At 66.8% G+C, this 17,714-nt stretch carries 11 protein-coding genes and 1 pseudogene; 5 read left to right on the plus strand and 7 right to left on the minus strand.

The genetic code is table 11. From position 1 onward, the window contains the following. Positions 1-52 precede the first annotated feature (52 nt). The 4 genes from pglX to AB0J80_RS12145 all read right to left on the minus strand — a co-directional run bounded on the left by pglX (position 53) and on the right by AB0J80_RS12145 (position 10,578). On the minus strand, positions 53-3,589 hold the full coding sequence (gene pglX, locus AB0J80_RS12130; RefSeq protein ID WP_364703840.1) for a BREX-2 system adenine-specific DNA-methyltransferase PglX: 3,537 nt from the start codon (positions 3,587-3,589) through the stop codon (positions 53-55). After that, complete coding sequence (gene pglW / locus AB0J80_RS12135) at positions 3,586-7,725, minus strand: BREX system serine/threonine kinase PglW (RefSeq protein WP_364703842.1); 4,140 nt, start codon at positions 7,723-7,725, stop codon at positions 3,586-3,588. The genes pglX and pglW overlap by 4 nt, the downstream gene beginning before the upstream one ends. A 190-nt stretch (positions 7,726-7,915) precedes the next feature. Then, positions 7,916-8,701: a hypothetical protein gene (locus AB0J80_RS12140; RefSeq protein WP_364703844.1), complete on the minus strand. Its 786-nt coding sequence runs from the start codon at positions 8,699-8,701 to the stop codon at positions 7,916-7,918. Positions 8,702-8,784: 83 nt separating this feature from the next. Further along, a complete protein-coding gene (locus AB0J80_RS12145; RefSeq protein ID WP_364703846.1) occupies positions 8,785-10,578 on the minus strand; it encodes a prolyl oligopeptidase family serine peptidase in 1,794 nt (597 codons plus the stop codon). Positions 10,579-10,746: 168 nt separating this feature from the next. Between AB0J80_RS12145 and AB0J80_RS12150 the strand changes: the two genes are divergently transcribed. After that, entirely contained in the window at positions 10,747-11,490 is a 744-nt protein-coding gene (locus AB0J80_RS12150; RefSeq protein WP_364703849.1) for a hypothetical protein, read from the plus strand. 189 nt (positions 11,491-11,679) lie between these two features. Further along, complete coding sequence (locus AB0J80_RS12155; RefSeq protein ID WP_364703852.1) at positions 11,680-13,056, plus strand: helix-turn-helix transcriptional regulator; 1,377 nt, start codon at positions 11,680-11,682, stop codon at positions 13,054-13,056. Here AB0J80_RS12155 and AB0J80_RS12160 read toward each other — a convergent pair. Next, entirely contained in the window at positions 13,053-13,616 is a 564-nt protein-coding gene (locus tag AB0J80_RS12160; protein ID WP_364703855.1) for an NUDIX hydrolase, read from the minus strand. The two genes, AB0J80_RS12155 and AB0J80_RS12160, sit on opposite strands and share 4 nt — an antisense overlap. 708 nt (positions 13,617-14,324) lie before the next feature. Between AB0J80_RS12160 and AB0J80_RS12165 the strand changes: the two genes are divergently transcribed. Then, positions 14,325-14,501, plus strand: coding sequence for a hypothetical protein (locus AB0J80_RS12165; RefSeq protein WP_364703858.1), 177 nt, complete (start codon positions 14,325-14,327; stop codon positions 14,499-14,501). 1,012 nt (positions 14,502-15,513) lie between these two features. Then, entirely contained in the window at positions 15,514-15,879 is a 366-nt protein-coding gene (locus AB0J80_RS12170) for a hypothetical protein (protein ID WP_364703861.1), read from the plus strand. 193 nt (positions 15,880-16,072) lie between these two features. Here AB0J80_RS12170 and AB0J80_RS12175 read toward each other — a convergent pair whose 3' ends face one another. Then, positions 16,073-16,714 carry a hypothetical protein gene (locus AB0J80_RS12175; protein WP_364703863.1) on the minus strand — a complete coding sequence of 214 codons (642 nt, stop codon included), beginning with the start codon at positions 16,712-16,714 and terminating at the stop codon, positions 16,073-16,075. Here AB0J80_RS12175 and AB0J80_RS12180 point away from each other — a divergent pair. Beyond that, positions 16,640-16,909, plus strand: a pseudogene (locus tag AB0J80_RS12180) (recombinase family protein); the annotation flags it as partial. The gene AB0J80_RS12175 and the pseudogene AB0J80_RS12180 overlap by 75 nt on opposite strands. Positions 16,910-17,278: 369 nt before the next feature. On the opposite strand, the gene AB0J80_RS12185 reads toward AB0J80_RS12180, so the two are convergent. Next, positions 17,279-17,512, minus strand: a complete 234-nt coding sequence (locus AB0J80_RS12185) for a hypothetical protein (protein ID WP_364703866.1) — start codon at positions 17,510-17,512, stop codon at positions 17,279-17,281. Positions 17,513-17,714 lie beyond the last annotated feature (202 nt).

A 17,714-nucleotide genomic window follows, 5' to 3' on the forward strand; every position in this document is an offset into this window, starting at 1 on the left:
ATCCTATGCCTGGGCTCCGACGGAAACGGCCCGCCGCCGCTCCCCCGAACGGTCATGCTGGCTCGCGGAACTGACGTAGGTCGGCACGGTCGGCACCAAGGTTCGCCAGCTGCCCGTCAAGGAAGGTGGTAAAAAACTTCGCCGGCGAGCCGGGAAACCCGGGACGCGGCTCGTCGTACCACTGTTTCAGCCACGGTTCCAGCTCGGCCACCCCCGCCAGCAACGGGAGCAGCGCCTCCTTACCCCATCCGGCCTGCGTCCGCTCCAGGTAGATGGTCGCCAGCGCCTGCACCTGCGCCACGTGATCCCAGCCCGCCCACCCCAGCAGCAGCGTCGAGTCACCATCACGAGAGGCACCCGGATAAGAGACGAACCGTTCCTTCGGTACGTCGAGTTTGCCTCGGTTACGCCAGTAGCTCGCTTTGAGGAAGTCCCCGGACCCGTACTTCGGCGGCACCGGGATGTCGACCTTCTCCCCGGCATCCTCCCGCCGTTGTAACTCCCACGTCCGCTCCCACTGCACCCGCTTCCGCAACCCGGCAGGCTTGTACCGCATTGACGGCAGATACGGCACAGTCTCATCCGCAACGAGCTTGGCCAGAGTCCTGGTGACATCATGCTGGTCCGAACCCACCCACAGGCTCAGCACCGATTGAAAAACCTCGTCGTGTCGGACCCGTTCAGCAAGCTGCACCATCGACAGCGGCTCCGGAGCGCCACTCCAGATATCGGCCGACTCAAGGCGATCAAGCAACCATTCATACAAAGCTGCTGACTGCTGCGCGGCCCAATCCCAGGAAACCTTGTCTTTCTTCATCGACCAACGGCGCTTACAATCGGGTCGCTCGATTAAGGCGAGCCGCCGGTCGGCGGCAATCAGTTCGATTCGGCGTTCGACCATCTCGCGGTATGCGGTCGGCCAGTACGATGGCAGCTCGGTGATTGGCTCAGATCCGTGCCGCGCGAACCATTGAGTCTTCTGCCGCCCTAGATCAACTCCTCGGGCAAGCGCAATCTCGAAGGCTCGCTCCCCAAGGCACAGCTCCGGCGGCTCGGCAACCGTAAGATCTTCATCAACTAGGCCGTAGAGCCTATACACCGCCCAGTCCAACTCTTCCTGCAGGGCGATCATTCGATGCCGGATTGATGTCCATTCCAGGCACGCCTTTTCTAGATCCCCCTTCCTCGGCGTTGAAGCGGCAACCAACGAGGAAGGACTGGTAGCAGCGAGCATCGTTGCCAACTCATCTAGCTGTCTGCTCAGCTCGAGCGGATACGCCGACGGGAGCGGAAACTCCGCCAACTTGGTGCCGGTGAACTCGTAGCGCTCCTCCCATCCTTCGTCTTGCATGCCCCGCCCAACCCCGCCACCAGCCTTGGGCTGACTGACCTGCTTGAGCCAGAAGCAGGCGGTCGAACTGTTGAGCACCCCGAGCAGCCGCAGATGATCATCTTCCGTCGCCCCCTCCGGCAACTTGATCACCGGTGCATGCTGGTTGAAGGCCTTATGGCCCCGCGAGAATACGAAATGTGGATGCGTAGAAACGTGCGAGAAGGCGATAGCGTTGGGCGTTTCGTAACGCCGTTGCACCCATCGATACCAAGACCACCAGGGAAGACCCAGGTCCTTCCGGGTTCGCCTGGAGAAGTCCGTTAGTGAGCCCAGTATCTGCTTTGCTCGCCATAGGTGCCTGCCCCATTGTTCGCCCAAGCCAGGCTCAATAAGCTTTCCGTTGGCGTCATACGGAATGAGGGCGTCGAACTCTGGAGTCGCTTGCCAATCGCGCAGATCTTCGCCGGTCACCATTGGCCGTATTATCTCACCGGGAATATTGTGGCGTCGATGCCACGAAGGAGGGAGGTAGAAAATTTCATCGACGCCAGAAAAGCTGGCAAAGCCGATCTCTCCGTCGATCACATCCCGAATCAGTTGGTTGCCGCTTTCCTTTAGAGCCAAGAGTAGATCGGCCGAGCCGCCGCCACTCAGGCTCCACGGATGTTTTTGCAGCCGTTGGCGATCGAGGGAGATTGCGGTGATCCACTCGGACTCTGTGCCTGGATCGTCGATCTGACGAACGATCGCCGACCATACCTCACCGCTTTCCGGGTTCGCTGGCTGAGTCGGCTCGCCCCGAACTCCGAAAAGCGTATTTATGCGACGGCTGTACCTGCCGCTCACAAGGCAATTCCGGCCAATTAGGATAACCGTTGGAGTTCCGTGACCTGGAATGTACGCGCCAGATGTATCGATTACTTCTGTAAGCTCCACCGCGCCGGCAAAGAATTCGCTTACCAACCTCTTGCCAAACTCTCGCTTCATGAAAGAGTTTGCTGTGATCTGGCCAACGTATCCTGCGCCATCGCCGTTTTTGTCGCCGCGTCGGGCGAGTTTGAAGAAGAGCTGCGCGAACGGCACGGTCAACGCGTATTTTCCGGAGCAGGCCGAGTACCGCTTGCGGTAGAGATCGTTGAGGGCTTTGTCCTTGACGGTGATGTACGGGGGGTTTCCGACGACGACCGTGTACTGGCTTGCACGTAGGTACTTGGAGAGGTCGTCGAAGTCTTCGCTGAAGTAGGCGAAGGTCTTTTCCTCGTCCTGGCCGCCGTTCAGATCAAGCTGGCCCTGGTGGGTCGATTGCTCCCGGCCCCAGCCGAGTAGTGAATCACCTGTGGCCAGGCGGAGGTCGAAGGCAGGTGCTGTCTCCAAGTCGTTCAGGCCGCAGGCTTTGAGGGCGGCGATCATCAACCGGAAACGAGCGATGGCCACCGCGAACGGGTTGATGTCCACGCCGGTGACCTGGTCGAGTGCCCGCTGCACTCGCACCCGTACGTCCGTAGCCGGTTCGCGGTCCTTCCAGCGCTTCGCCAAGCGGTCGAAGGCGCCGAGCAGGAAGTGTCCGGATCCGCACGTCGGGTCGATCACCTTGGTTTCAGCGAGGCCGAACTCCTTATAGGCCGGCTCGAAGGTGCGGTCGAGGATGAACTCCTCGACGAACTCCGGCGTCTGCAGCAACGCGTACGTCTCACGGGCATGTGCCGAGAGGTTCTGGTAGAGATCTCCTAGGAAGCGGGTGTTCAGACCTGGTGACTCCAGGGATGCGTACCCGTCGCCGCGCCGGAAGAAGTCGGAGAGCTTTTCGGCCGCGAGGCCGGAGATCGGGAACCGCCACACCGGGTTGTGCTTGTCGAAGATCTTGCCGGTCGGGCGGAGCCCGCCTAGATAGCTGAACGCCTCTCGCAGCCAGTCCCGGTCGTTGTGCCGCGGGTTGGCAACCAGGTAGCCCTGCCGTTCCTGCACCGCCAGCTCTGCAGGCGCCACCCCGGTCGGGCCGCCGATCCACACCTTGCGGATCAGGTCGTTGTCCTCGCAGAAGCGAACGAACACACAGCCCAGCACCCACGCGACGGCAGCCTGGTCGAGCGCGTCCTCCAGCCACGACTCGAACGTTCCCGCGGTGCGTTGCGCAGCGCGGGCCGCCTTCCACTCGCTCTGGAGGGAGGATCGCAGCTCGTCGTTCGCCGCGACGACGTGGCGGAGGTCGTCGACCAGGTCTTTCACCTGGCCTTGCAGCGCCTTGAGCTCGATCATCGGGTGGTCCTTTCCGCGCGCGCGGCGTGCGTGATCCAGGTGTCGGGTAGCCAGAGGGACTGGCTGGCCGGTGATGTCAGGGGTATCTGTTCGGTGTCGAGCATCGGCGGTTCGAGCCGTCTGGCCGCCGCGAGCAGCAGGCGGGCGCCGGGCCGCGGCCTAGTCGGGTCGGCGAGGTGTTGCAGCACTCGCATTTGGCCGTAGCGGGCCAGCGGCGCTGCTTCAGTGATCAGCACCGGCCGGTCGGTGGCCAGCCGCTGTTCCAGGGCGGGTACGACGTCGTGCTGCACGATCTCCGCGAGGGCGCGAAAATCCGGGTCGCTCGGCTTGCCCGTGTCGGCGGCCACGATGGTTTCCCAGGAGAACTCGGCCTTGCGCAGGCGCTCCACCAGCAGGGCCGTGACGTCGACTTCGGTCAGGCTAAGCCTTTTGACCAACGCCCGGCGGGCGGTGGTGAGGGTGCTAAGGGAGGTCAGCACCGCGAGGTAGCCGCGCCGGTCCAGGACGGTCTTGAGTTTGTCGTCGGTGTCGGCGACGGCGGACGGACCGGCGAGCGGCGCGGTCGTCGAGGTGGCCATCCGGGTGCTGCTGAACGACAGGCTGCCCGCCGGGGGCATGTACTGCTGGGTGGTGCCATCCCAGCGGATCGGCACGTTCAAGTTTTCCAGCAGGGCGGTGAGGCGTACGCGGTCGGGCAGCGGCTCGGCGTGCGGGAACCGGGCGCGCACGCGATCGCGCAACGCTTCCACCGTCAGTACTTGGCCGACGATGCTGCCCATGGCCAACTTCAACGCCCGCTCGGCATGCATCCCGACCGGGTAGAGCTGCCCCTGGGCGTTGACGTCGGCCACGCCGTGGGTGGCGGCGGCGGCGAGTTGCAGCAGCCGCTGGTCGCTTAGCGCCGGCATGCCTTCCTCGCCCTTGACGGCACGGAGCCGTTCCACCGCCCGCTGCCGGGTCGGCAGCGGCTCCTCACCGCTCATCTCGGCGGCGGCCTTGCCGAGCTGGACGGCGTACGCAAGCAGGTCCGCCGCCCGGATCTCCGAGGTCGGGTCGTCCGGCTCGCGACCCACCAGCACTGTTGTCGACGTGCGGAAGCGGTGGATGTCGATCCGGGCGTCGCCGCCGCGCTGCAGTTCCGCCTCGATGGCGGCGCGGACCAGGCCGGTGGTCTGGGCGGTGCGTCTCGGCTCGGGCGACCAGGAGCCACGGTTGGCGATGAGTGCTTCGGCGATCTCCTCGGCCGACATGATCAAGCCGCGGGCGTCGAGCAGCTCAACGATCTCGTTACGTACGGCGGTGATCGCCGGATCGTCCCGCCAGTTCTTGACGTGTTTGCGCAGCAGGGTGGAGACCTGCGGCTGGGTTTGGCCGATCGCGGTGGCGGCCTCGGACTGGGCCAGCCAGTGCAGGAACCGTCCGTCCGCCGTGGGCGCCTGGCCGAGCAGCATGGCCAGCGGTTCGTGGTCTTTGGACCGGCTGGACGGCAACAGCCGTTCGCAGACCGCTTCGATGCCGCGCGGCAAATCGTCGTCGTCGGGCGCGGGCGTGCCCGAGCTGCCCAGCTCGGTGCGCAACTCGCGGACTCGGGCGAGGATCTCCTTGCGGGTCGCGTCCGGCACTCCCTTGGCCCGGGTCAGCGCGTACGACTCGTAGTCGAGCAGCTCGCCGACCGTACCGACGCCGAGCCGGTCGAGAGCGGAGCGAGCGCGGGCGGTCAGCCCAACGGTTTCCAGCGATGACGCCCGCGACAGCGGCTCGCGCAGCGGCGGGACCTCACCCGGTCCGGTGTCGCCCGGTTCCGGGATCTCGTGGAAAATCAGCCGCCAGGCGTCGGCCATGTGCTCGGCGGTTTCGAAGCGATTCCGCGCGTCGCGAGCCAGGGCCTTGCTGAAGAAGGCCATGAGGCGGTCGGCGATGGCATGCTCGAACATCGCCGGGTCGAGTGTTACTTCATCCTTGACCGTGGCGGGGTTCGCGCCCTCGCCCCAGCTCGGCAGCGTGCCGGTGGCCATTTCGAACAGCGTGACGGCGGCGGAGAAGCGGTCGGCTGCGGCGTCGTAGCGCATCCGGCGAGGTGGACCGAGGAACGGGTCGAGATAGGGCGGTGTGCCCGCGCCGAGCTGCTCGACCGGGCCGGCGGACAGCGAGAAGTCGAAAATGCATAGGTGGGGCTGCCGGTCGCTGCGTCTCGGCCGGGCGGCGAGGTTCGCCGGCTTGATGTCGCGGTGCCGGACGCCCTCACCTTCCAGGAAGCTGACGATGTCCAGCAGGTCCCGGCCGTAGCGTTCGAGCAGGTCCAGGGCGAGGCGGCGGCCGCCCTGCAGATCCTCGGCGAGCGTGCGCTCGCCTGCGTTCTCCAGGACCAGAGCAGTGCGCCCGCCGATGGTGACCGGGCCGTCGAGCAGCGCGGCGACCTGCCAGTGCTGGTGCATCTTCCGTAGCACGCCGGCTTCGGCGGTGAGACGGTCGGCGTACTGCTCGTCGCGGGCGACCTTGAGGACCACCTCCCGGGTACCGTCCGGCGTTTCCTCCGTGACCAACAGGGCGGTGGCGGTAGCACCACTGCCCAGCCGGCTACGCACCACCCGGCCGCCTTCCAGGGCGTCGCCCTTGTGGGCTTCGAGCGGGTCGATGAAGACCTCGGGCTCGGGCGCGGTGAGTTGGTCCCACACCGTCTCCAGCTGCTCGCGGAACTTCGCGACGCTGGGCATCCGCCGGCTGGGGTCGCCGAAGGTGGCGTCGTAGACGAGCAGGGCCAGGCTGCCCGGGATGCCGTCGGCGGCGGCCGACAGGTTCAGCCCGCCGTCGCTGACGGCGGCGACGAGTTCCTCCGGCGTTTCGGCCGGCGGACGGCCGGTGAAGATCCGGTACGCGATGGCGCCCAGTGAGAAGACGTCCAGCGGGATGCCAGCCACGTCGATCCGATGGGCGGCTTCCGGTGCCTGGTAGCGGCGTACGTCGTCATCGAAGAAGAGCTCGAGGCCGGCACCGTCGGTGGAGCTGGGCCGGGTCAACCGGGTGGTGTCGGCCAGTCGGCCGCCAGCCTGCCACTCGGTCACCAGCAGCTGTGGCCGGGAACTTTCCGGCTTGCGGACGTAGATGGCCTGCGGGTTGAGCGCCCGGTGCGCCAGGCGACGGCTGTGCGCGTACGCGATGATCTCGGCCAAACCACCGACAAGCTGCAACCGCTGCGCCATGGTCATGGTGGCCTCATGCTGCAGCAGCCACTGGTCCAGCCGTACGGACTCCGGGTCGTGACTGAAGATGACCGCCGGGCCGAAGGCGTGGTCGGCGATGTCGAGGGCCTGGGCGACGCCGGGATGCTGGATGCCCTGCAGCAGCCGGAATTCACGCTCGGCGGCCCGCTTGATAACCGGCACGTCGTCGCTAGCGGCCCGGCTTGTCAGGTAGAACCGGACCCGGCGGGTCGTGTTCTGGTCGATGACGTGCTTGGCGAGGAAGTCCTGCCAGCCGATGCCCTCTGCGAAGGGTTTCGCAAACAGCAGCAGTTGACCGATCTTCCGGTCGGCGACCGACGGACGGATCTTCGCACCGCGAACCAGGTCGACGACCTGCTGACCGCGCACTGGGTCAATCGCGTGACCCGGCCGGGGCCGCTCCAGCAGCAACTGCCGCAGGCTCGGCAGGCCCGACTCGGGATGATTGTCGAGCCCGTAGATGTGCTGTGCGCCGATCTGATCCAGGCGGGAGCGCATGCCGCGGGCGTGCAAGAAGACAGCGGCGCCCACGAACGGCACCAGGTGCTCCCTGCCGTGCTGCTTGGCGTAGTACTTCAGCAGGCTCGCCAGCCGCTTGGCCTTACGGTTGGCCAGGATCAGCGGGTTATCCCACGGTTCGAGGCGGCGGCCGGGCATCCGGCGTACCCATTGGGTGCCGCCGCCCTCGATCTCGCCCTCCCAGTGCTTGAGCTCAACGATGTAGAGAGCGCTGCGGGTCAGCACCAGTGCGTCGATCTCGTTGAGGGAGCCGTCGGTGGCGACGAACTCGACGTTCGCCCATACGTGGAACGGGTCCTGGTCTGGCAGATAGGAGGCCAGCTCGCGTAGGCCGTCTTTCTCCCATTGGTAGCCGCTGGGGTTGATCTCCTCCCAGCGCGGTGAATCCAGTCGCACCACAGCCCCCATCTGCTTGGCGACGCGTAACCGCGACGTCACGCCAAGGGCATAAGGCTAGCGTCCGGCCCGACCCCGGCAGCGGGTAACCGTATCGAGGGAAACTGGGGCCGTACTACCCAGCCACGCCGCCGCCCACGAGACGGGCACGTTCGTCGAGCGGTTTGATCTGATCGTCGGACCTGGTGGATCACCAGGACGGGTTGGGTGGCACTGTGGCGAGGACTCCCAACAGTCGCGAGGCGCTTGCCGCCTCGGAGTCATCCTCGTCGTCGACCGGCACCTCTTGTACCACCCGCTCGGCGGAGCTTGAACTCTCCCATGCCTTCAGCACTTCGGCTGTTTCGTGGCCGCTCCGTCGCCCGACCGCGAGGACTTCGCCGGCTCCGCTCTCCGCGAGCGAGACCAGCTCTCGCAGCGCCTCGTCGCTGACGTCGATCCCGTCACAGGATCGGAAGTCGATCGTCAGCACCCCCGGTCGAGGACGGAGCAGCGTCCGTAGGGTGACAGACCCTTTGAGGTTGGGGCCCTCTGCCCTGAAGCGGAACCGGTTTACCAGGTCGACCCCTCGAAGCCACTCGTCGAAGGTCGCCTTCGTGTCGACCGGAACGACGTCCCATCGGCGGTGGCCGTCGAAGGCCCGTAGGACGATTCGCAGCCCGGTCGCGAAGTCCTGCTCCGACATGCCCGCCCGACGCCGTTCGTAGACGACAGCAAGGTCGGCCAGTCGGACGACGAAGGTCACGGTCCGCCCGCGGAGCACCGCCTCATGTTTGAAGTCGCCGAGGTCTGGGTCGTACAGATCGGAGTCTTCGGCCGTCTCCCAGCCCAGGCGCGCTACGACGTGTTCGTCGTCGGAGTGCACTCCGCCGATCCTCCAGATCCGCGTCCGTGCCAGGTGTCGTTGGCCGGCAACCAGGATCGTCCGGATCGATTCAGGTGGGCTCGGGAAGAGTATGGGCGGTTCGGGAGGCATGACGCGAGCTCGAGCAAGCCGACTGATCAAGCCAGTACTCATACATCGAAGGTAATCGAAAGTAGTTGGGCGGCTACTTTAGGTTAGTGACAGATCTTGGACTGTGATGGTGTCGGTGCAGCGCGCGCCAGGCCGGCGTCCTCAAGCACGCTCCGGTAGGCGTCGAGCTCCGCCTCCAGCGCCGCCACCAGCCCGGTCCCAGACACGTAGTGCCCGACGTTTTCCAGCGTCAGCATGCCGACCAACAGGCCGCGCCCGCGCAGCCCGTCCGCCAGGGCCGTCGTGTCGCCGATGGGGACAATCTCATCCCGTACGCCGTGGACCAGCAGCACCGGCCGGCGCACCTGATCGGCTCGGACCGCCGAGTCGGGCGAGGCCAGGATCGCGGCGTGCGGGCGCTGGAACCTCGGCGCCGTCGTCGTCCACCGCTGCGGGTCGACGATCGCCGACCGGACCACCGCCACAGCGAACGGCCCCTCCTCGCTGACGGCCCGCAACGCCGTGTAGCCGCCCGCGCTGGCCCCGGAAATGAACACCGCACCCGGTATCGCCCGGCCGGTGTCGATCAGATGCTCGGCGACGGCACGACAATCCGCCGCGTCGAAACGGCCCCACTGCCCGTCGAGAGCCTTCCGGAACGTACGTCCGTAGCCGGTGCTGCCCCGATAGTCGACATCGACCACCGCGAACCCCCGGCTGGTGAAGAACTGCACCTCACCATCCAGCCGAAGATCGCTGTGGTAGGTCGGCCCGGCATGCGGGCGCACAATGACCGGCGCAGGCCCGGCGTCCCCGGACGGTGGGTAGAGGACCGCCGTCACCTGGGCACCGTCGGACTCGACCCGAAGCAGCTGCGGTACCGACACATCAGCGAACCGGTGATCCGGACCCGGCCGGACCACCTCGACCCGACCGGAGCCATCTGTACTGACCAACGCGATCTCCTGCATCCGGGTCGGCGAAGAGCCGATCACCGCGACCCGGTCACCCACGACCGCCAGGAACGGCTTGATCGACGTGTACGGCACGGGCAGCCGCACCAGCGCACCGAAGGACACCACCGCCAGCTCGTGCACCGGGCCCCGCTGGACGGTCATCACGATCCGCCGGTCCGGCAGCATCGCGTAGTTGGCGTAGCTCGACTCCCACGGCGCGGTCGCGCACTCAGCCTTAACCGGCGCGACCGGCTCGGTCCGCCCGTCGCGCCACCGGTAAAGATTCCACCACCCGGTCCGGTCCGACATGAAATACAGCCACCCATAGGCACCCCACTGCGGCTGGAACGCCGACTCGTCCGGCCCGCCGGCTACGCGCACGGGGCCCACCGGCTGCCCATCCGGCATGTAGCTCGCCGCCCACACCTCGCTGGAATCCCACGGCATCACACCCCGATCCCAGCGCACCCAGGCCAGCCGCTCCCCGGACACCCGCGGTGAAGCGAGGAACCCGTCCGTCGCCTTCAGCACCCGCAGCCGGCCGGACGACGTCTCGATCACCACCAGGTCATCTCCCCTGGAATCTTCCCGGACCCCCAGCAGCTCAACGCCCGACCAGGTCAGATCCCCATAGCTATGCGCGGTGGCAGACACGGTGACCGCGCCGGCGAGCTGCCCCGACTCGCCATTCACCCGCACGACCTCACCCGACGGCAAGACCGCGTACGGCATACCCCCGTAGGCGTGTAAGCCGCTGCCCACCTCGCCGGGCAGAAGGGCAACCGACCCGGCCGACCATGTCGCCACCGAAAGGCGGCCGTCGTCCGGAGACGACTCCACCCAGTACAGCCGGTCGCCGATGCTGGTCAGCCAGTCGTACGAGACACCCGCGCGGGCCACGTCGAGAGCCGTCGGCACTGACTGCCACCCGTCGTCGATCACCAACGCCTCCACTCGTCCCGCAAGCCGGCAACCGATGCGGACACCGCCAGTGTCCGCGCTCCACAGCTGGCGACAACCTCCGACCCATCGGATGATCGGAATGCAATCGGCGCCGATGCCGCGAGCCCAGGCATTGAGATCGAGTAGCCGCTGGTTGATACTCGCGCGATGTCGGCAGCATCGAATCGCCACCGGATCCTGGAGGCATTACGCCGTAGCGGACAGCCGCTGGACGATGATCGGCTTTCGACTGCCGCCGACGTTCATCCGAGGCAGCAGGTCAACCAGATCTGTCGAGCGCTGGAAAAAGACGGGATCGTCCGCCGATATCGGTTGGCTGGCGAAAAGCTGGTCAACGAGCTAATCGGTGCTGACATCGCGCTCGTTCCAGGAGAAGGGGATCAGGCCGCCGGGAGTCGTGGCATCTCCGACGCCTCGGAGCCGATCGACATGGCCAGAGAGCCGATGCTTGACTCTCCTCCGGGCCATTCCCGCGAGCAGCGCGACGCCGAGCGCGTGATGCTCGACCTTCTCGGCCTTCAGTTGGGCGTGGTGCTTGAGCCGGCCCGCATCGTGGTAGCCGACGGCACCCGAGTCGAGGTCGACGGGGCTGACGCCGAACGGTCCGTGCTGGTGGAGTGCTGGGCTCACCAAGGGCCGCCCAAGGTCGCGCAGAAGCACAAGGTTCTTGCCGACACACTGAAGTTGACCTGGATCGCCACCAAAATCGAGCCAAGACCTCGGCTGTTTCTCTGCCTAGGTGATCCGCTTGCTGCCAGACCGTTTCTTCCGACGTCGAAGTCATGGGCGGCCCATGCGCTGCAGGACCTCGGCGTGACGATCGCGGTGGTTGACCTCCCTCTCGAGGTGAAGGACAGCGTACGGGCGGCGCAGCAGCGGCAGTACCGATAGTCACAGCAATGGCCGCCAGAGAGATGGCGCGCCCCGCTACGCAGACCCGGGCCATGGTTGCATCCGATGGGCACGTTGCCTGATCCACCCAATCGCGTGGGCCCCGATCGTCCAACCGAGAGCTATCGTGTCCGGTGATGCCCGGGTTCCGGACCGAGTGGCCGTTCATCGATTCGTTGGGGGTGGCCGATGCCGCGGCGGACTGTTGTCGCCCATCCCGACTTCGGCCGCAAGCTCAAAGAATTGCGTGAGCAACATGGATTGTCGCTGCGCAGGCTCGGCGGGATGATCCATTGTTCGCACGGCCATCTTTGGGATCTCGAATCGGGGCTCAAACGACCGAGCGTGTCGGTCGCGGTGCTGCTCGATCAGGCGCTCGAAGCGGGCGGGCAGTTGTCCGCCATGGTGTCCGAGGTGTCAGCCGACACCGATAACCGGCCCGTCGCTCTCGAACACGCGGTGGTGGCCACGCCGTCCGGGCTAGAGTTCGCGCCGGACTGGCGGCACGGCATAGATGTCGCTGTTGATCTTTGGCGGAGCGATATGCAGCGGCGGAACCTTCTGCAGCAGGTGGGCTTCAGTGCGACGGCCTTCCTGCCTGCGGCGATGCGATGGCTGATGTCTTCGCTCGACGAGCGACCGGCCGGCACCGGTGAGCGGCTGATCGGGGTCGCCGACGTCGAGACCGTGCGCCGAATGACCTCGACGTACCGGACGCTGGATAACCAGTTCGGTGGCGGCCACATCCGCGACAGCCTGGTCCGGTTCCTCAACGCCGACGTCACCGAGCTGATCAACAGCCGCTACGACGCGGTGACCGGCCGCCAGTTGCTGTCCGCGGTCGCGGAGACGACCCAGCTCGCGGGCTGGGCTTCGTACGACGCCGGGATGCACGGCCTGGCCCAGCGATACCTGATCCAGGCTCTGCGCCTCGCCGCGGGCGCCGGTGACCGGGCGCTGGGAGCTGAGATTTTGGCGGCGATGAGCCATCAGGCCGCGTTCCTGCGGGCCTCCAGCGAGGCGGTCGATCTGGCCAAGGCCGCGAGCCGCGCAGCAGCCGAGGCAGGCATCGCCGCGATTGAGGCGGAATCGGCGGTCCTCGAAGCTCAAGGTCATGCCGTCGGCGGCGACGAGAAGGCCTGCGCGGCGGCGCTGAACAGGGCCGAGGCGATTTTCGACAAGGCTGACCGGACCAGCGAGCCGCAGTGGATCGGCTACTTCGACGAGTCGTACCTGGCGGCCAAGTTCGGTCACTGCTTCACCGCTCTGGGTAGGGGCGATATCGCTACGCGGTTCGCTACCCGGTCGCTGGACATGGACGGCCGGCAGTACGCGCGGGGACGGCAGTTCAACCTCGTCCTGCTCGCCGTGGCGCATGCGCAGAACGGCGAGCCGGAGGAAGCCGCCCGGGTCGGTGTCGACGCGGTCGAAGCCGCGGAAGGGCTGTACTCTTCGCGGTCCCGCGACTACCTGATCGACCTCGCCAATCGGCTCTCCAGGCATGTCGGGCTACCCGCGGTGCAGGAGTTCGCCGAGCGGGCTCGACCGGTCTTGGCGAGCGCCTAAAGTTCGCCGGTCGCCTTCCGCAACAGCAAGGCAAGCAGCCCTGAGACAGAGCCGGCACCGACGATGGTGCCGTTGTCCATGTGCTGCTGGATCTCGTCGAGCGGGATCCAGCCGAGGCGCTCGGCTTCGTTGATGTCCGGGGCGGCACCGGTGAAGTCGGCGCCGCGGGCCAGGTAGACGACGTTCTCCTGGTCGATGGTGCCCACCATCGGCTGGAAGCTGATCAGCTTCTCGATCCTCCGTGGCCGCCAGCCGGTCTCTTCCTCGACCTCGCGGGCGGCGCAGGTCATGGAGTCCTCGGCCGGGTCGAGGTAGCCGCCGGGCAGTTCCCAGACCCAACGGTCCACGATGAACCGGTGCCGCCACATCATCAGCACGCGTTCGTCGTCGTCGAGCACGATGACCATCGCGGCGGCCGGGACCCGCAGAACGTACTGCTCGAAGCGGACGCCGTCGGGTAGCTCCACGTCCGCGATGCTCAGCACCGCCCGGCGGGTGTCGTCAACGACGCGTTCCCCGTGGATGGTCCACTCACTGGCACGTTTCGGCTCAACGCTCATCAGCGCACAGTAGCCGTACGCCTTCCGGGTGGTACTCCGATACGTGCTGCGTCGGCTGACAGCGGCTGACGCCCGTCGCCTTCATTTCCGGGTCACCCGACCGCCACGCTGTGACGGAAACACCTGGTGAACAGCAACGAAGCCCACGGCGACCACCGGCATCACGCCGGCCGCCACCCTGGAATCGAGACCGGGCACGCGGTCCCCGCCGCACCACAACCAACACCTGCGGACCGGCGGGACCACCGCGACACTACGTCGCACATCGGCGTGCCCACGCCTATCACGGAAGGCCGGACATGGCGACGACCACGAATCATCTCTCTCGCGGAGGTGAACCCCAGTGGTGGCAGTAGCGGCGACGAGCGCACTCCTGCTGGGGTTTCTCGCGGGCCTGATCAGCTTCAAGGTCAAAAGCCGGTGGTGCCCGCACTGCGGCGCGATGACCACCGCCGACCTGCCCACAGCGACTACCCCGCCACGAGCTTCGAGCACGCCAAGCTGGTCGGCGCTGCCAACGCAGTCCTACAACCAGGTCGGCCGAGCCGGAGCACTCACACCGGCTCAGCGGCGCCGCGCGAACGGCGGCCGTTGATGCTCATTCCGAGGACGCCACACCAGCCCGACCGACCAACGTGGGACTGCCTGGCCTGCGGTGAACCCTGGCCGTGCGCACCCGGCAAGGTCGAGCTAACCGAACAAGGGTCGGTGCATCGCCGATCGCTGCGGCTCTACCTCGAGTCCTGTGCGATCGACATGATCGACGATCGACGCGACGGGCATCCCGCCAGCGGCCGCGACAACTCGATCTACGACCGCATTCTCGGCTGGCTCGACGCACACCCGCCTGCTCCCGCCAACTGCACGACGCGACGGTCGGCCTGACGATGCTCTGCAGGTCGTTGTCGCGTCTGCGACGGCACCCACGGCGAGAGCGGACCGACGTCACCTCCCCGGTCGGGAGACTTCCCCTATAGGGAAGAGTCGGGTCGCTCGGGTAGCTGGTACAGCGGCTCCTAGCTGCGGTGTTGGACCTGCAGAGCCGGCCTGGGGTCGGCCGGGCGGTGCCGGGTCCGGGCCGCCACGTGGGCCGGCCAACAGACCGGGCTCAGGCCGACAGACCGGGCTCACTGACAGCGCAATCTTGGGCCAGGGCCCCGGCGGCAGCGCCGGTCGGGCAGTTGCGTATAGCGGTTCAGACCGGCGGCTGGCACGGGGATGTCGGCGCCGACTTTCGCACTTGCACGTGAGCTCCGCGGACGGGCATTGGTCGTCCGCCAAGGTCGAAAGCGTGCGGTCGGGAGCGAACGCGGCCCGATCAAGCCGACGCCGACGCGATCCCCCCGAGCGTGGACATGGGTCGCCGAGCGGTTTGATGTCCTGTCTGCCAATGCCTCAGGTTGGGTGCCCAACGCGGCGTCCGTCGCGGCTGGGCCGCCCAACGCCGACCCAACAGGACCGCGAGCAGATCGCATGACCTTGTCGGGCATGATCACGTGATTCAACACGGCCAACAGTGCAGGTCGGTGCGCTGTTGGCTGGTCACCGCTGGAACCCGCACCCGCCCAACAACGGGGCTCTGTTGGGTGGCTGTTGGCCCGGGACGGCTCCCGGACGCCGCGTACCGAGCCGCAACGACGCCTTTGTGGAGTGCGAACACGGCCAGTCGGCACGGGGGCGACCCGCCGATGACTGCTCACGACACGGTACCGATCATCCTCTGGCGCACCGCCCCGGGCGGCACCGTAGCGACAGAGGCGCGCACGACGGCACACGAGATCCACACCTACGCGACAGGCCATGAGCCGCTGGCGGCAGTCCGCGACAGCGCCGCCTGCACTCCACGACAGATCACCCACACCACGTCGGTGGACTTCGGACGTCTGGACCGACGGCCGTGACATCCCATGACAGCGGCGACAGTGGTCGCGGCCCGGGACGTCAGGATCCGCGCGAATTCCTTGTCACCCGTGACGCCGCGATCGGCCAGCACGACAGCGCCTTGTCGCGCGGCGACAGAGCCGACAAGCCGAGCCCGCCGGTAGTTGAGTCACGTTACGGTGCGGCGGCCTGGGCCGGCGCAACGAAGCACCCCGGCATCGATCCGCTCAGCGTGAAGATCACGTTCGTGGTGGTTCACGGAACCGCCGCCGAGGAGCTCATCAAGCGGCAAGGGGCAGCCGTCCGGGACGCGCTCGAGTGGTTCGCCAGCCACCCACCCGACGAAACAGACGGAGGACGACATGACCGCACCACCGCCTGAGGTATCGCACCCCGTCGACGCTGGCGACGAGGCGACCCTGCTGGACTGGCTTCGTATCGTCGCCGACCAGAACGTCCCCGAGACTCTCCAGCAGGCGGCGGTGCCGATCGCGTGGATGGGCCGTACCTCGACCGACGACGCGCAGGATCCCACTCTCTCCCTCCCCCGCCAGCTGGAGAGCTCGCGCAATGCGCTACCGCCCGGGTTCGTGATCGTGGCGAAGTTCTACGACGTCGAGTCCGGTCGCAAGAGTGTCGAACGCCGAGGCACCGGCACCGCACACGAGCAGTTCGACATCCCTATCCCCCGCGTCGGCGGGATCGCCGACCTTCTCGCCGAGGCTCAGCGCCCGGATCGGCGGTTCGTGGCGGTGGTCTGCGAGTCGATCGAGCGGGTGGCGAGGACCACGTACTTCAGCACGAAGATCGAGTACGAGCTCGAGCAGGCCGGCGTCGCCCTGCTGGCCGCCGACGAGGGCATCGACCCGTCCGCAGTTCCGGGGCTCGACAAACGCGCCGCACCGTTCCGCCGGGCAACGCCCACCCTGACCCGGCGCATCAAGCAGGCCATCGCCGAGTGGTACGTGCTGAACATGCTGGAGCTGTCTTGGGGCGGCACCAAAGCTCACACCAACCAGGGCTTCAACATCGGCAAACCTCCGTACGGCTACGCCGCCGTCAAGACACGCCACCCCGTCAAGAACAAGGCCGAGCAAGGCCGGACCAAGCACCGTCTGGTCCCAGATCCGGTCCGCGGGCCGGTGGTCACCCGGATCTTCCTCCTGCGGGCCTTGGATCGGATCGGCTACCAGGCCATCGCCGACCGGCTCAATCACGACCCCGACCGGTACCCGCCGCCGGACCCGATTATCGGAGAAGGCCGCCGTCACCGGGTCGGCGCCTGGACGGCCAGCAACGTCCGCGAAGTGCTCGACAACCCCAAGCACACCGGTTACATGGTGTGGAACCGCCGTAAACGCCCGCGGCCGGAACGCGGCATCCGCGGCAAGGTCAACCCGCCCTCCGCCTGGGTGTGGTCCGCTCTGCCGACCCACGAGCCCCTGGTCACTCGCGAGATCTTCGAAGCGGCCAGCACGGTCGGCCGATTCCGCAAAGGTTCACGATCCGACGCCACGCGGAACCCGTTGGCGAAACGGACCTACCTGCTCCGGAGCTATTTGCGCCACGCGCTCTGCGATCGACGTATGTGGGGCCACACGGTCCGTCAGCTCACCTACTACCGGTGCAGCCCAAAACCCCACCATCACGAGCACCTGCCGTGGTTCGACGCCCACCCGGCGCACGTGACGGTCCGGGAAGACGACATCATGCCGCTGGTCAACCAGTTCTTCGAGCGACGGATCTTCGGCGAAGCACGCGCCGACTTCCTGGCCGTGGAGCTAGACCGGCCCGCGGCCCGTAACGACGGCGACGAACGCGCGGCCGCGCTCACCACGGAGATCGCGACTCTTCAGCGCCGTCAGACCAACCTCATCAGCGAGCTCGAGCAATTCGAGCCCTCCGGAGACGACAACTTCGACCAAGCGTGGCGGTCCGGAATCCAGGAGCGGTTCCGAACGATCCTCGCCGACGTGCGCAAGAAGACGGACCTGCTCACCGAACTCACCGAGCAAGGCAAGCTCCAGCCGGCGACCGACCCGGCGCTGCTGGAGGCAATACCCACCACAAACCTCGCCATCAGCCGCCTACCGGAAGCGCAAAGGCGACGCCTTTCGATGCCTTCCATCTCGAGCTGCGCTACGACGACCGCACCAGCGAACTGGACCTGCGGGTCACGATCACCGGAGAAACCGCAGCCATGCTCAGCGGCACCGT

Source organism: Actinoplanes sp. NPDC049548 (genome assembly GCF_040676695.1).
In the GTDB taxonomy this organism is placed as follows: domain Bacteria; phylum Actinomycetota; class Actinomycetes; order Mycobacteriales; family Micromonosporaceae; genus Actinoplanes.

What these genes read in the sequence shown, in the direction of transcription:
- AB0J80_RS12160 (WP_364703855.1), bottom strand. Translation starts at nt 13,616, where the DNA reads ATGAGCGTTGAGCCGAAACGTGCCAGTGAGTGGACCATCCACGGGGAA.
- AB0J80_RS12140 (WP_364703844.1), bottom strand. Translation starts at nt 8,701, where the DNA reads ATGCCTCCCGAACCGCCCATACTCTTCCCGAGCCCACCTGAATCGATC.
- pglX (WP_364703840.1), bottom strand. Translation starts at nt 3,589, where the DNA reads ATGATCGAGCTCAAGGCGCTGCAAGGCCAGGTGAAAGACCTGGTCGAC.
- AB0J80_RS12155 (WP_364703852.1), top strand. Translation starts at nt 11,680, where the DNA reads ATGCCGCGGCGGACTGTTGTCGCCCATCCCGACTTCGGCCGCAAGCTC.
- AB0J80_RS12150 (WP_364703849.1), top strand. Translation starts at nt 10,747, where the DNA reads ATGTCGGCAGCATCGAATCGCCACCGGATCCTGGAGGCATTACGCCGT.